Source organism: Pseudomonas sp. LFM046, from assembly GCF_000949385.2.
Classification (GTDB): domain Bacteria; phylum Pseudomonadota; class Gammaproteobacteria; order Pseudomonadales; family Pseudomonadaceae; genus Metapseudomonas.
On the sequence record NZ_JYKO02000001.1, the window covers coordinates 4,887,994 to 4,901,356 of the forward strand.

Genomic DNA, 13,363 nt, shown 5'->3' on the forward strand with positions numbered 1-13,363 from the left:
GTAATGGATATGCGCCGACGCATGCACTCCGGTATCTATGCGTGCCCCGCCACTGACCTGATGAGGAGGACTGTGTTGCCGCCAGGTCGTGTCACCCCTTCTGGTGCCACCTCCCGGACCTGGATCGACCAAGGCGACATCCCATGCAAGGCGTCAAGGCAGCAGGCAACCGCCAACGCCTGGCGCTTCGCTCCAACCCGCAAAGCCTCACCCGTGAACAAGAAAAATGGGGACAACAATGCGCGCAGAATCGGGCCTCCTGAAAGGTCTAAACCCGAACGTAACGCTGACTTCGATAACGACCGTAATCCTGTTTGTGCTGTTCTGTGCGCTCAAGGATGAAGAGGCCGCCAAGGCATTCGAATCAGCCTCCACAACCATCCTGAACAACTTCAAGTGGTATTACCTGGCCCTCGTCAGCAGTGTGCTTTGCCTGCTGCTGTACATCACCACCAGCCGGTTCGGAAACCTGAAACTCGGCGCCGAGAACGACCAGCCTGAGTTCAGTTTCGCGTCCTGGATCGCCATGCTCTTCAGCGCCGGCATGGGGATCGGCCTGATCTTCTGGTCCGTCGCCGAGCCCATGCTGCATTACGCCAGCAACCCGTTCGCCACCGGGCTGACGGATGAAGCGGCAACCGTCTCGATGCGGATCACGCTGTTCCACTGGGCGCTTCACCCCTGGGCGATCTTCACCCTGATCGGCCTCGGCATGGCCTACTTCTCCTACCGCAAGGGCTTGCCCCTGGCGCTTCGCTCACTGCTCTACCCGCTCATCGGCGACCGGATCTATGGATGGATCGGCCACCTCGTCGACATCCTGGGCGTGACGATCACGGCGTTCGGCGTCTCCCAATCCCTGGGCATGGGCGTCGCGCAGATCAACACCGGGCTCAATGAAGTCTTCGGACTGCCAGTCAGCGTCGGCTTCCAGCTGTCCATCATCGTCGTCGTCACCATCATCGCGTCCATCTCGCTCCTGGCCGGCCTGTCCAAGGGGATGAAGCGGATTTCCACGCTCAACATGTACATGTCGTTCGGCCTGATGCTGGTCGTCCTGGTCATCGGACCGACGCGCTACATCCTGAACCTCATGTTCGAATCCACCGGGGATTACCTGCAGAACCTGCCCGGCCTGAGCCTCTGGATGGACACCCAGAAGAACGGCGACTGGCAGAACTGGTGGACCGCTTTCTACTGGGCGTGGTGGATGACCTGGGGCCCCTTCGTAGGCCTGTTCATTGCGCGGATTTCCCGGGGGCGCACCATCCGTGAACTCGTCGTGGGCGCCCTGCTGGTGCCGACGCTGGTCACCATCCTCTGGATGGCCGTGTTCGGTGGTAGCGCGCTGAAGAGCGAGCAGGATGATCGCCAGCACTACCAGCAAGCGGTCGCCAGCGGTGAGCTGGTCCAGGAGCAGAATTCATACGAAGGCGGTGCCGTTCTTCAGGCCACCAAGAAGGACCACACCGCCGCCATGTTCACCCTGCTGGGGCAACTGGACAGCCCGGCTGTCGGCGGCGTGCTGTCGGTTCTGGTCTGCCTGCTGCTCGCCGTGCACTTCGTCACCACCGCTGATGCGGGCACCCAGGTGCTCTGCACCTTGAACGCACTGGGCAGCACCAACCCGCCCCGCTGGATCAGGTTGCTCTGGTGCGTTCTGGAAGGCGCCATCGCCGGCGGCCTGCTCCTGGCAGGCGGGCTCAAGGCCATGCAAACGGCGAGCATCGTCGTCGCCCTGCCCATCGCATTCCTGATGACGGTCATGAGCTACACCCTGATGCGCAGCCTGCGACAGGAACCGACCGGCGACCTGCCCCACCACCCGGGTAGCCGCCTGCCCATTCATGAGCATTCCCACAGCGGTGCTTCGCATCGACACAGATCGGTAACGGGCGGGGCGACGGTCACCCCGCTGACCGCACGCAAGGCCGGCACCCCATCCTGATGGCCTGATGTTCGCCACAAAAAAGCCCCGGACTTCCGGGGCTTTTTCTTTGCAGCGCCACCTCATTCCCCCGACAAAACACGAAGCGCCGCCTCCCCGACCAGGCCGTGCCGAAGGGCAACCCCCAGTGCGCGCCCCTGAAAACGCTCCCGCCGCCTAAACAATTGAAAGATCACAAAATTATCTAAGCGAAGGGGTTGACAGCCTGCCTGGAGATACGGACAATGCGCGCCACTCGGCTACATAGCTCAGTCGGTTAGAGCGCAGCATTCATAATGCTGATGTCCCAGGTTCAAGTCCCGGTGTAGCCACCATACAAAACAAAGGGTTAGCACAAGCTAACCCTTTGTGCTTTCTGGGGTAGTCATTGTCCTGATGACTACCCCTTTTTGTTTCCGCTCCTCGCACCCTCCTCCACAGTCACTCGCCGTACTCACTCGCCGTACTGCGCCGTGCAGTGACGGGCCGGCAACGCACAAACCAAGGCCTCGATTTCAGCAGAGCGCTCGCGAGTACGGCGCAGAAAAATGTTGTCAGGTTCGGAGCCGCCATTACCCGCTTCGCGGCACTCTGCAAACGGGTTTTTCCCAAGCCAGAAGTCGAAGTGAATCAAATCGGCGTACACCGTCGACAGGCAGTTCCTTTCTTGCCTTATCAGCGAGGGTACGACCTGCGTACGCCGGGTGTGCTCGTAGCGCTCCCAGGACTCCGCAGTGAATTCGCTGACACGCGGGTTACCCAGACGCTTCACCGTCCCTCGCAGCCTCAACAGCCGCCATTCGGGCTTCCGGAGAAAGCGACCGCGCCGGTCGCACCAGAGCTCCACCAGGTCCGAAAGGCGTTCATCCAGCGGAATGCCCGTCATCTGCCGCAGGGCGATGAAGTCCGCCTCGTACCGCTCAGCGTCCTCACGGGAGGCGAAGCCAGATTTGCAAATGCGCCTCCCGTCCTGGCCGTTCTCGTAAAAGTCTGCCAACCACCCTTCGCCCTCCCGACGAACTGTCATGCCATCCTCCTTGGTGCGCCGCACTCATCCGTCTGCCGGGCGATCATCTCAACGCTCGACGCCCGGCAGGGTCCTTCTCTTAGAAATTCATCGTCATTTTCCCCTCCCTCACCGTGCTTCATCCAAAACCTGCTCTATAGAGGCCCTGAGTCCCGCAACCCAAGGCTCAATCCAGTCCAACCGTCAGCAACAACAACTCCAGCGCGACCACCGTGAACAGCATGTTCTCGATCCAGCGCCAGAGCCTGGCCGGCTCCCGTTCAATGCCTTTCTGATCATGGCGATAAATGAACGTCGCCATGGCCAAGGCCGGAAAAAGCGCAAGCAGCACGTCCGCCATATTCCTTTTATCCCTGTTCAAAATGCTTCCCGCTCAAGACGAACGCGCCCCTCGGTGACTGCACCGTGATCGCCAAACAACAAACATGAGCCTGGTTATCGAAGGGACGGCACCTGGCCTACTTCGGCCGTACCGTCACCCGGCCGATCCGCACACGTGCGCCGCCAGGAACAGCGGGCCAGCACTTCGGCACGCGGCGGCCGTACGGGGACATAACGCAGATAGATTCCCGGCCCCTCCGGCAGACCGCGCATATCGATGGAAACCGACCCCACGCAAATGGCGGCCTGCGGGTAACGGCCGGACGGCCCCCTGAAAGGGGCCCTTCGATGGTGCGTCAGGATCAGCACCGACCTGGACATGCCGCGAGGGGCCTTGTACAGCAGGCAGAGCAACCTCAGCCCCGGACTCAGCAGGGCTTTGGAAAAGCGACGACCCACAGCCTCATTCATCGGCGTAATCCCCCGCGCTGAACACCGTCTTGCCGTCGTCCAGGTCCCTGCGCAGACGGTGCAGGTTGATGACGCGGCGGCGGCCGATCTTCACCGTCGGCAACGTGGCCGACTCTACCCAGCCGCGCACTACGTCCTCGGTGATCTGCTCGATGCCCAGCATTCGCGCCAGCGCGAGCTGCGAGCAGAAAGGTGGGTCGCGGAAATCGGGGGTACGATCATTCGGATAATCGAGCGAAACCCTCGTTACACCAGACTGTTCCATACAATGTCCCTATAATCGCGTCCAAGCATTGGAATAACCATGTATCAATTACACGTTTAGGTTACACGCAAAATATACATAAAGGCTAAGCGACCTAAATGTAGGAAAATTCTGGGAAGAATGTATGAATGAGGGAGTTACAAAGCGCGGGCTTAAGCTGTTAGAGATGGCAAGCATCACGGAGCTATCCGAGGCCGGTAGCACCGGATATGTACGCTGGCAGAATATTAAACGCGGACGCGCCAGGCTTGGAGCCGATGAGATTGGGATTCTTGTGGCAGTTTTCCCACAATATCGCTGGTGGCTTATTTCTGGAGAAGTAATGCCGGAGAAAGGCCAAACGAGCCCAGAATACGACGAGGCCCATCGAAACTTGCCCAATCAGACTGCGGGATAGCGATCACTAAGGAAGTAGCTAGGCGCTGGTACGCCCGAAAAAAATGAAATAAGCAAGTGAGCGAAGGATACTCGACGGCATGATTTATTAGCCATGCCCATTATTACTGCAATTACAAATTTATTTCAACTTAGTCAAGACAGCTCATATTACCAATCAAAAAACAGGGCACCTGCCAGTTTTTCTTGAGTAACCACAGGTAGCAATGACTTATAAATCGCTTAAAGCCATTGCCACCCCTAACTGCTCAGCTATTCCCTTCTCAAAACATCCGCTCCAACCCTTCCATCCCATCCCAATAACGACTGATAGAGTTGCGTTTTAGAGAACTCAACGAAATCGAAAGACAACGAAAGCGCAGACTCAACGGAATCAGGACCGCTTAACAATTCGCTAGTGCTATTCAACCCCTTCTTAAGAACCATGAAAAGAACTTCAGCGACATCGTGCCCATTAACCAACTCCAGCAAAGAGTATCCTTGCCCCTGGACCGAATTATAAGCGGCCAATATATCGACCTGAGAGGCCATACCTGGACTTCTGGCCCTAGAATAATCGCAAACGGTTCGAATAAGATCATCAACACCAAGAAAAACAAGGCGTCGGTCACAGATAAATTTCTTAAACTTAATCCTATTCCCCTCCGGATTTTCTGGCTTAAACAACAGACCTAAGCCATACCTCTTACTCGCATATCTAAGACAAGCTATGGGGAGACAAAGATTATAAACCAAATCCCTTATAGAGCATCCTCTTGAACGTTGAAAGTCATCGACCTTCTCTCTGGCCGACACCACATCCAAGAAGGCGTACAGGGCATCACTATTAAAAATCATAACCTCTGAATCATGATGATCTGTCACAAAAACATCATCAGAGTACTGAGGATCGTACTTTCCGTTACCAGGAATCCTAAGAAAATCAGCGTCTCTGACACCGAGCTTCTCATTGAAGCCTCGCTGATTAAGAATTGCAAAAACTTGACGCTGCAAATACTTTCCGAAAGTTTGAATTAGCCGTGTTCTTTCACGATCAAAAAATTTGCTGTAAAGCCTTAAATCCTTCACACCCTCAACAAGGACAAAATGCCCCTTAAAATCAACAGACTGCATTATAGAATTGGCTATTCTATCCGGGGATATATGCTTCTCCACTCACTCAACCCCCACCAATTCCACTTTCAGATCCCAGTTCTCAGAGATAATGTCCGGCGAGTGCGTAGCGATAACTGCAGATATCCCATTCATGGCAGCAACTTCCTTCAAATCATTAATAAACTTATTCTGCCAAGATATATGCAGGGAAAGCTCCGGCTCATCAACCAGAACCAAATCTCCAACCTTAGAATTGAAGATCAGCTTATAGAACAACACCAGCTCGTGTTGCTCTCCCGACGAAAGTTTAGAATGCGGAATCTTCGCATATGTTCCGTCATCAAGTCGAATCACTGTCGACCTGAATATGAAGCCTTCAGCTTTATTTATTTCAAGTCGCTTATGCTTAAACCTTTTGTTCACAATTGACATAAATAGCCGAATTTTCTTCGAGAGATCCTCATAGGGATTCAGCTTTTCGTGGCTATCATCGACATACAGCTTGAGCAAGACGATTAAATCGTTTTGCTCCGTTTCAATTCTCGCCATATCCGAGTCTTGCGCATCAACAAGAAGTCCCGCAGAAGAAAAATTCTTACGACGTTCATCTAGCTTCAGAAGCGCATCATTCAACTCTTGGTAAGAATACTCGGCCCTTAGCTTTAGCTTCTCAACCAAACGGTTCGGATAGGTGCTATCTAAAGCAGAGGCAATATCAGCAGATTCTTTAACGGCTCTTGAGATGAAATCTTTTAGCTCAGACGAGCAACTCCCAACCGTACTAACGTAAGACTCTCCACCAATTTCTTTTGGCGAGATAATACGCTGAGTCTCAATAAGCCTAACATTAACACTTGCCAAACCGTCTTTAAACCACTTAGGGAGATCATTCTTCTCCGGTCTATCGCCCGAATGAACATACTTACTTTCATAATAAAATACTTCTTCAGCATGACGTCGACGCACTAATGCACGATAATAATCATCTCGACTCATAAGCTCACGATCAAGATCGGAGAGCACTGCATAATCCCCCCTTAGCTTTCTCAGTTCCGCCCTATCAAAGTCAGAGTATATCTTCTGAAACTTAGGCTTTAATCCAGCCTTATCCGCCCACCCGCGAGCAATTTGAAGAGTATATCCGTCTTGATATTTATTCCTCTGCAACAACCAATGCTCACCATTACTAAAATGAAATCCAAAAGACGCAAAATCCAAGCTCGAAAAGAATTTATAATTTCCACCAAAAAAAGCATTTATTGACTCAAGTATTACTGTCTTTCCGAGACCATTTTCGCCAATAATTATAGTAACGTCGCTATTCGTCATGAATGCAATATCATGATCAAAAACACCGAATAGCTTTTCAACAACCACTCTAGTCAGTTTCACTCATCACCTCGCAAGACATCAAAATAAGTGTTTCTCAGCCCATTAAAGATAGAAATAAATAGATTATCCTTATTCAACTAACTTGCAACTAGCATTACAGCCAAGATAGCACCGCATAAACTCCAAATCCCACGCTATCGTCATATCTGAACCTTCATTTGCAACGCATCAATAGGAAACCCCGCCCAGAAGCACAATAGCAATGCAGCTCAGGTCAAATGAACCAGTGCAGCGTCTGTATGCCCATTTTTAGGACTTGGGTTGGTTCACGCGGAGACATCCTCTAGCTGGCGTATGCCTCGGCAGGCCGGGTACTTAGCACAGCCCCAGAATTGATTGCCCTGGTTCATCCCACGCTTAGCTGTGCGAAGGATCATTGAAGAACTACAGACGGGGCAGAGCGGAACGGCCGGCTGAACCGATGGTTTAGGCAGCTCCGGAGCAGCAGTCAGTGGCCGCGTGGGCTCGGATCGGTTGGCAATCCAGCGCTTCAGCAAGGTGCCATCTACCAACTGAATATTGCGTCCCTGGGCGAACGCCTTGGCCTCTTCGGTATAGGTACCGGAGGTCACAACAAAGCCACCCGCCGCGCCTTCGGCCGCCATTACGCCGAAGAACTCTCGGATCACAGTGACGCCGACCTTGATGGCCTTCCATTGCTTGCACTGGACCAGGTACTTGTCGGTCCCCATGTGCAGGATGAGATCGACCCCACCATCCGGGCCACCGCCACCGCTCTCGATAACGGTGAACCCCTTGCGTCGGAATGCTTCGCCCACCAGCTGCTCAAACTCGCGCCAGCTGATGCCGTCGACGGTTTTGCCTGGCTGAGTGGCGGCGGCTACATCCTTGATGAGTTTCTTGCGCTTGGCCCTGCCGGCGATTGAACCGATAGCACCGCAAACGAAGGCAAACGGGATGAGGTACTGCCCAACCAATGCAAAGCTGCGCAGGACAGTCCCCGTCATTGCCTCGGAAAACTGATTGGGGTGGGTCATAGCAGGAGGTGTGCTGGTCGCGAATCCGTGGAGCAGGAACCAAGACACCAGGGCAATCAGCAGGCTGGCCCACCAGGGCAATAGTGCTGCGAGGGAGATGAGGTCTTCAAAGGGGGAGGTCTTGCGACGACGTGCCATTCCGTGGGCTCTCGTGATATCCGTATGTGGCACAAGGCCATTCGCGAAGCTAACGCGGTATGCTGCCCGTCGTAAATAGCCACCAGCAAAGACTTTGGGCTAACTGGACGAACGACAGCGAGCCCCCACTGAACCAAGGAGCGGTCCAGGTGAAAGCCCTATCCACCCTCTTCCTGCTTGCAGGCCTTACGGCCACTGCTCAGCAATCCATCGCCGCCGAACCTAAGCCCCTCGCCACTCAGGCAGCAGAAGCGATCCAGCCCTACGCCAAGAAGATTGGCGAAGCGGTTGACCAAACCGTAAATGAATTCCTTGCCGGCACCGATGGCCCACTTGGTGATGCCGCGCGCAGCAACCTTCAGAGCCGAGAACAAGCCGAGCGAGAGGCCAATCGGGGGACACGTAAGTCCATGAAGGAGTGCATCAAGCCGGGGAACGTCATCGATGATGATGTGAAGGAATGTATTGAAGGACTACGAGAGAAAACTTGGTGAGATTATGAGACAAGGTAATGAGGAAATTTTGGCAATCGAGGAAGCCTTTGATTTGCCACCTGGCTTCGTGGTTTCACTCAAGGATGAAAATGACTGGTCGCTAATTATAAAATCCCATGCACTAATTGAGTCAGCTTGCTCTGAAATGCTTTGCCATCATTTCGGGAAATATGAACTGACAGACATTTTTTCGAACCTAGAAATGAGCAACAAAAAATGCGGAAAAATAGCTTTTATATCCGCCCTAGGGCTTCTAAGCAAAGCTGAAAGAAAATTCATATCCGAACTGTCCGAGCTACGCAACCTCATCGTCCACAATGCATCAAATGTAACATTCTCACTAAAAGACCACCTGAATGGCCTATCAATTGAAAAAAGAAAGAAAACCATTTCCGCACTAAACATAAGACTAGAAAGCATCTCCATTCAAGGCAAAGTAATGACCCCCGACAACATTTCCTTGGAGCGCCCAAGCTTAGTCATCTGGACGTCCCTTTTAACTTGCTTACTCAGCATTTATGCACAGGATGTGTTTGGTATAAAAAGAAATGAAATGATAGGAAAATTCATAGAAGAAGCCAAAAAAAACGGCCCCATATTCATCCAACGACAAGACCTACCAAAATCAATAAGCGCCCGAAAGAAATAATTCAAAATCCACTCAATTTGGTTAGTTTCGTTGACCGATATGCTTGGCGCCAGTGTTAAGCAGAAACCATAGAGACATCGGCGCTGCAAAAAAGATAAATGGAATCATCAGGAACATGCCATGGCCAACCAGCGCGGTAACGTCGATACCATTGGCATAGCACGCATGAACGTTCTTTGCGCCGCCCTGGCAACCAAAATGGTCGTAAGCCAGGACACCAAGCCGCCAGCCTATCCACGTATACGCCACCGGCATGAGCGAGAGCACGTATCTGGCCCACCATCTCAGCTGGTTTTCACGCCATATCAAGAAGATGGGGCAAGCGACCAAAGCAGAAATCAGAAGAAGCATCATCAAAGCGTCCAACATCCCAGTCTCCTATGCGTTTGGAAGAAACGCACAAACGCTTACATCGCTAATCAAGCCGTTTCTTAGCGGTGTCATAGACCTCTGAGCGCTCACGTTTTCCAACCGCAATCACAGTGACAACCAAACGCTGATCCACCACCTCATAAACGAGACGGTAGCCCACGGAACGCAGCTTGATCTTGTAGCAATCCGGCATGCCCTTGAGCCGGTCGGCTTCAACTCGTGGCAGGTCGAGGCGCTCTTTCAGCTTCTTGGCGAACTGCAGCCGGATGGTGGAGTCCAGCTTGTTCCATTCCTTGAGTGCCTTAGCGTTGAACTCCAGGCTGAACTTATGCACTGGTATCGGTTGCCTGGGCGATCAGCTCATCGATGTCCACAGCCACGGTCGGCTCCCCTTGGCGGGCGCGGACCAGTTCGGCTAAACGAAGGTCGTCGATGAGTTCGAGCATGGCTTGGTAGCGCGCAGGCGGAACGGCGTAGAAAGCCGGCTCGTTACGGTTGAGGATAACGACGGTTTCGCCATGACCTTCGCGGATGGTTCCCATTGGGTCCCGCTTGAGGTCAGTAACGGAGGCGGCAATATCCGCCAGGATCTGGAAGGTCATTCGAGCCTCCTAAAGCATCATTAAAAGCACCAATCACAGCCCTTAAAGGATAGCTTCAAGCGGTGACTTCAAGAAGCGCTTTTTCCGGAATGCTCTGTCGGAGTGCGTTTTCATCTACACCACCTCCATTCCGCGTAAGCGCAATCCGATTCCCCATCCAATCCATAGACCCACCCCACGCTTCGTGATGATCTTGCGCGGTTATCCATGCGAGGTAATCCACATGCAGATTCATGTTGGCGAACGCAGGGAAGGTGATGTGCTTACGCTGAGGGTGCTGGAAGGAGTCAGCGAATCAGTGTTGATGGAAAGGTTGAAGGCCGAAGGGATCGAGATTGTGGTTGGGCCGGTTGTGAATGGTTCGGCGCGGCTTGAGGTTCGGGCGCCCAAGAGGATGTTGGTGCTGGTGGAGAAGGCTCTGCCGGGGCCCGTGGAGGTTGAGTCTGGTTGAGAGTGAGAGCCCCGCTTTGGCGGGGTTTTCTTTTTGTGGGGGGCGGGGATTGGAGCGGGGTTGTCCTTGGTAGGCCGAGCGGGGATTGGCTTTCCTCTCCCCTCTCCAGCTTCCAGAGGGAGAGGGGAGCAAAAGCCTTAGAGCGCGGCGAGGATGCCTTGGCCGACGATGCGGGTGGTGTCGAAGCCGAAGTCGGCTTTGCCTTCGTCCAGCAGGAAGTTTTCCACAGCCTTCTCCAGGCGCTTGGCGAGGGCAGGTTTCTGCCAGTGGTAGCGCAGCAGCAGGGCGATGCTGAGGATGGCGGCGATGGGGTTGGCGCGGCCGCTGCCGGCGATGTCGGGGGCGCTGCCGTGGACGGGTTCGGCCAGGGCGATGCCGTTGCCCCAGTTGAGGGAGGGCGCCAGCCCGAGGCCGCCGCTCCAGTGGCAGGCGAGGTCGGAGAGGATGTCGCCGAAGAGGTTGGTGGTGACGATCAGGTCGAAGGCTTCGGGTTGTTCCACCAGCTGCAGGGCCATGAGGTCCACCAGGCGCTCGTCCAGTTCGGCGGCCCAGCCCTCCCCTTCCAGCACTTCGCGGCAGGTGTCGCGGAACAGGCCGCAGGTGATGGGCAGGACGTTGGCCTTGTGGACCAGGGTGATGCGCCGCGCCTTGCGCGCCTTGGCCACTTCCAGTGCGCGGCGGGCCAGGGCTTCGCTGGCGCCGCGGCTGATGACCCGTTCGGCGATGGCCACGTCTTCGGTTTCCCAGTGCTCGCGGCCGCTGTAGAGGCCTTCGCTGTTCTCGCGGAGGATGATCAGGTCGACACCCGGTCGGGACGAGACGCAGGGCCAGCTGCGCACCGGGCGCAGGTTGGTGTTGAGTTTGAGGGTCTGGCGCAGCTGGAGGATGGCGCTGCGGTAGCCGGGCACTCGCTGGCTGGGGGAGGAAACGGCACCGAAAATCCCCGCCCCGCAGTCGCGCAGGGCCTGGAAGGTGGCTTCCGGAACGGCGCAGCCGCTGCGCTGGAAGGTTTCCCAGCCGGCTTGGGCCTCAACCGTTTGCAGGTCGGGCAGGAGTTTTTCCAGGGCCTCGACCGCCAATGGCACCACTTCGCGGCCGATGCCGTCCCCGGGGATGACGACTAGCTTGTGCATGGCTCACCTCAGTGAGGGGCGTGTCGCCAACAGCAGGCCGGCGAAAATCAGCGCCCCTCCGAACCAATGGTAGGCCTGGAGTCCCTCGTCCAACAGCAGGTAGGCGAGCAAAGCGGTGAACACCGGCATCAGGTAGTTGGTGAGCACGGCCTTGGCCACGCCCAGCACGCGGATGCCCTGGTTCCACAGCAGGTAGGCCAGCAGCGAGGCACAGATGCCGGTGTAGGCGATGGCGGCGAGGTTATCCACAGAGGGTTCGAAACGCTGCCCGCTGGCCAGTTCCAGCAGGTAGAACGGCAGCAGCATGGGCACGCCGCACAGCACCAAAGCACCCAACAGCACCAGCGGCGGCAGCTGGAGGTACTGGCTCCAGCGTCGCTGCAGCAGGGTGTAGAGGGCCCAGTCCACCACGGCGACCAGCATGATCAGGTCGCCGGGGTTGAAGGTCAGCGCGGCCAGTTGTGCCAGTTGCCCCTGGGCGATCAGCACCAGCAGGCCGATGGTCGCCACTCCGAGGCCCAGCCAGGCGCGGCGCGGCGGCCATTCATGGAGCAGCACCCCGGCGCCGATGAAGGTGGCCAGCGGCAGGCAGGTGTTGAGCAGGGTGAGGTTGATGGCCACCGTGGTACGGGCGGCGAAGTAGAGCAAGACGCTGTAGGTGCTGATGCCAAGAGCCGCCACCACCACCAGGCGCCAGCCGGCGTAACGCAGCGCACTGCGATGTTCCCACATGGGGCGGGCGACGAAGGGCAGGAGGATGGCCAGCGCAAGGCTCCAGCGCCAGAACGCCAGGGTGAACGGTGGAATGGCATCGTGGAAGGCGCGAGCCACCAGGGCGTTGCCGGCCCAGAAAACGCTGGCCACAAGCAGGCCAAGCCAGGCCAGGGTAACGGCCCGGCTGTTGGGTTTTGACATGGTTCAGTTCTGTCCGAGGGGACGCAGGCGGTACTGCGGCGGCAGTTGTTCCATGCCGCTGACGGTGACGTTGAGGTTTTTCCAGATGCCGTCCTTGATGCCGTAGATGCAGCCGTGGACGGAAAGCTCCTGGCCACGGTGCCAGGCGTTCTGGACGATGGTGGTGTGGCTGACGTTGGCCACCTGCTGGATGACGTTGAGCTCGCAGAGGCGGTCGACGCGCTCTTCCTCGGTGGCGAAGGTCGCGAGGTGTTCGCGCTGCTCGTAGTAGAGGTCGCGGATAGTGCGCAGCCAGCCGTCGATCAGGCCGTACTGGGTGTCGCGCATGGCAGCGCGGACGCCACCGCAGCCGTAGTGGCCGGTGACCAGGATGTGTTTCACCTTGAGCACGTCCACGGCGTACTGGATGACCGACAGGCAGTTGAGGTCGGTGTGCAGCACCACGTTGGCGACGTTGCGGTGGACGAAGAGGTCGCCGGGCAGCATGCCGACGATTTCGTTGGCCGGCACGCGGGCGTCGGAACAGCCGATCCAGAGGAACTCCGGCACCTGCTGTTTGGCCAGCTTGGCGAAGAAGTCCGGGTCTTGCTGCTTGATCTGCTCGGCCCAGCGCGCGTTGTTGTCGATCAGCTCTTGCAGGTCGCTCATTGCGTCTTCTCCTCTTTTGGCTGGCGCACCTTACGGAGCGTCGGGAGCTTTGGCAATGGCCTGCACGGG

At 55.9% G+C, this 13,363-nt stretch carries 16 protein-coding genes and 1 tRNA gene; 5 read left to right on the plus strand and 12 right to left on the minus strand.

Annotation, left to right across the window (positions count from 1 at the left end; all coding sequences use genetic code 11):
* Positions 1-238: 238 nt before the first annotated feature.
* Positions 239-1,948, plus strand: a complete 1,710-nt coding sequence (locus TQ98_RS22550) for a BCCT family transporter (RefSeq protein WP_044873500.1) — start codon at positions 239-241, stop codon at positions 1,946-1,948.
* A 237-nt stretch (positions 1,949-2,185) separates the two neighbouring features.
* Positions 2,186-2,262: transfer RNA gene (locus TQ98_RS22555), tRNA-Met, on the plus strand.
* Between the two features lie 119 nt (positions 2,263-2,381).
* Here TQ98_RS22555 and TQ98_RS22560 read toward each other — a convergent pair.
* The 6 genes from TQ98_RS22560 to TQ98_RS22585 form a co-directional block, all read right to left on the minus strand.
* Positions 2,382-2,954 carry an Arm DNA-binding domain-containing protein gene (locus TQ98_RS22560; RefSeq protein ID WP_052659223.1) on the minus strand — a complete coding sequence of 191 codons (573 nt, stop codon included), beginning with the start codon at positions 2,952-2,954 and terminating at the stop codon, positions 2,382-2,384.
* Positions 2,955-3,120: 166 nt separating this feature from the next.
* Positions 3,121-3,294 carry a hypothetical protein gene (locus TQ98_RS27820; RefSeq protein ID WP_158249369.1) on the minus strand — a complete coding sequence of 58 codons (174 nt, stop codon included), beginning with the start codon at positions 3,292-3,294 and terminating at the stop codon, positions 3,121-3,123.
* A 444-nt stretch (positions 3,295-3,738) separates the two neighbouring features.
* On the minus strand, positions 3,739-4,011 hold the full coding sequence (locus tag TQ98_RS22565) for a hypothetical protein (protein ID WP_082073262.1): 273 nt from the start codon (positions 4,009-4,011) through the stop codon (positions 3,739-3,741).
* 648 nt (positions 4,012-4,659) lie between these two features.
* Positions 4,660-5,562, minus strand: coding sequence for a hypothetical protein (locus TQ98_RS27700; RefSeq protein ID WP_146036034.1), 903 nt, complete (start codon positions 5,560-5,562; stop codon positions 4,660-4,662).
* Positions 5,563-6,894 (minus strand): AAA family ATPase, encoded by a 1,332-nt coding sequence (locus TQ98_RS22580; protein WP_146036035.1) that lies wholly within the window; start codon positions 6,892-6,894, stop codon positions 5,563-5,565. It abuts the gene before it with no gap.
* A 266-nt stretch (positions 6,895-7,160) separates the two neighbouring features.
* Complete coding sequence (locus TQ98_RS22585; RefSeq protein ID WP_044873496.1) at positions 7,161-8,030, minus strand: restriction endonuclease; 870 nt, start codon at positions 8,028-8,030, stop codon at positions 7,161-7,163.
* A gap of 149 nt (positions 8,031-8,179) precedes the next feature.
* On the opposite strand from TQ98_RS22585, the gene TQ98_RS22590 reads away from it, so the two are divergent.
* Both TQ98_RS22590 and TQ98_RS27705 read left to right on the plus strand, forming a co-directional pair.
* The gene (locus TQ98_RS22590) at positions 8,180-8,524 is read left to right on the plus strand and encodes a hypothetical protein (protein WP_044873495.1); all 345 of its coding nucleotides are present in this window, start codon (positions 8,180-8,182) and stop codon (positions 8,522-8,524) included.
* The gene (locus tag TQ98_RS27705; protein WP_146036036.1) at positions 8,496-9,173 is read left to right on the plus strand and encodes a hypothetical protein; all 678 of its coding nucleotides are present in this window, start codon (positions 8,496-8,498) and stop codon (positions 9,171-9,173) included. Before TQ98_RS22590 ends, TQ98_RS27705 begins: the two co-directional genes overlap by 29 nt.
* A 21-nt stretch (positions 9,174-9,194) precedes the next feature.
* Here TQ98_RS27705 and TQ98_RS22595 read toward each other — a convergent pair whose 3' ends face one another.
* Genes TQ98_RS22595 through TQ98_RS22605 form a run of 3 tightly spaced genes read right to left on the minus strand, consistent with a single transcriptional unit; the run spans position 9,195 to position 10,147 of the window.
* Positions 9,195-9,542 (minus strand): hypothetical protein, encoded by a 348-nt coding sequence (locus tag TQ98_RS22595; RefSeq protein ID WP_044873494.1) that lies wholly within the window; start codon positions 9,540-9,542, stop codon positions 9,195-9,197.
* A 46-nt stretch (positions 9,543-9,588) separates the two neighbouring features.
* Positions 9,589-9,879, minus strand: coding sequence for a type II toxin-antitoxin system RelE/ParE family toxin (locus TQ98_RS22600; RefSeq protein WP_044873493.1), 291 nt, complete (start codon positions 9,877-9,879; stop codon positions 9,589-9,591).
* The gene (locus TQ98_RS22605) at positions 9,872-10,147 is read right to left on the minus strand and encodes a type II toxin-antitoxin system Phd/YefM family antitoxin (protein ID WP_177410191.1); all 276 of its coding nucleotides are present in this window, start codon (positions 10,145-10,147) and stop codon (positions 9,872-9,874) included. Before TQ98_RS22605 ends, TQ98_RS22600 begins: the two co-directional genes overlap by 8 nt.
* Positions 10,148-10,370: 223 nt before the next feature.
* Between TQ98_RS22605 and TQ98_RS22610 the strand changes: the two genes are divergently transcribed.
* The gene (locus TQ98_RS22610) at positions 10,371-10,598 is read left to right on the plus strand and encodes a hypothetical protein (protein ID WP_044873492.1); all 228 of its coding nucleotides are present in this window, start codon (positions 10,371-10,373) and stop codon (positions 10,596-10,598) included.
* Between the two features lie 137 nt (positions 10,599-10,735).
* Here TQ98_RS22610 and TQ98_RS22615 read toward each other — a convergent pair whose 3' ends face one another.
* The 3 genes from TQ98_RS22615 to can are packed head-to-tail and all read right to left on the minus strand — an operon-like array spanning position 10,736 to position 13,294.
* Positions 10,736-11,731: an isocitrate/isopropylmalate family dehydrogenase gene (locus tag TQ98_RS22615; protein WP_044873491.1), complete on the minus strand. Its 996-nt coding sequence runs from the start codon at positions 11,729-11,731 to the stop codon at positions 10,736-10,738.
* 3 nt (positions 11,732-11,734) lie between these two features.
* The gene (locus tag TQ98_RS22620) at positions 11,735-12,646 is read right to left on the minus strand and encodes a DMT family transporter (protein ID WP_044873490.1); all 912 of its coding nucleotides are present in this window, start codon (positions 12,644-12,646) and stop codon (positions 11,735-11,737) included.
* A 3-nt stretch (positions 12,647-12,649) separates the two neighbouring features.
* Complete coding sequence (gene can / locus TQ98_RS22625) at positions 12,650-13,294, minus strand: carbonate dehydratase (RefSeq protein ID WP_044873489.1); 645 nt, start codon at positions 13,292-13,294, stop codon at positions 12,650-12,652.
* Between the last annotated feature and the right edge of the window lie 69 nt (positions 13,295-13,363).

Excerpts from the sequence above, each read along its gene's own strand:
- TQ98_RS22615 (WP_044873491.1), bottom strand. The coding sequence starts at position 11,731 with ATGCACAAGCTAGTCGTCATCCCCGGGGACGGCATCGGCCGCGAAGTG.
- TQ98_RS27820 (WP_158249369.1), bottom strand. The coding sequence starts at position 3,294 with ATGGCGGACGTGCTGCTTGCGCTTTTTCCGGCCTTGGCCATGGCGACG.
- TQ98_RS22620 (WP_044873490.1), bottom strand. The coding sequence starts at position 12,646 with ATGTCAAAACCCAACAGCCGGGCCGTTACCCTGGCCTGGCTTGGCCTG.
- TQ98_RS22605 (WP_177410191.1), bottom strand. The coding sequence starts at position 10,147 with ATGACCTTCCAGATCCTGGCGGATATTGCCGCCTCCGTTACTGACCTC.
- TQ98_RS22585 (WP_044873496.1), bottom strand. The coding sequence starts at position 8,030 with ATGGCACGTCGTCGCAAGACCTCCCCCTTTGAAGACCTCATCTCCCTC.
- TQ98_RS22565 (WP_082073262.1), bottom strand. The coding sequence starts at position 4,011 with ATGGAACAGTCTGGTGTAACGAGGGTTTCGCTCGATTATCCGAATGAT.
- TQ98_RS22610 (WP_044873492.1), top strand. The coding sequence starts at position 10,371 with ATGCAGATTCATGTTGGCGAACGCAGGGAAGGTGATGTGCTTACGCTG.
- TQ98_RS22595 (WP_044873494.1), bottom strand. The coding sequence starts at position 9,542 with ATGTTGGACGCTTTGATGATGCTTCTTCTGATTTCTGCTTTGGTCGCT.
- TQ98_RS22560 (WP_052659223.1), bottom strand. The coding sequence starts at position 2,954 with ATGACAGTTCGTCGGGAGGGCGAAGGGTGGTTGGCAGACTTTTACGAG.
- TQ98_RS22550 (WP_044873500.1), top strand. The coding sequence starts at position 239 with ATGCGCGCAGAATCGGGCCTCCTGAAAGGTCTAAACCCGAACGTAACG.
- can (WP_044873489.1), bottom strand. The coding sequence starts at position 13,294 with ATGAGCGACCTGCAAGAGCTGATCGACAACAACGCGCGCTGGGCCGAG.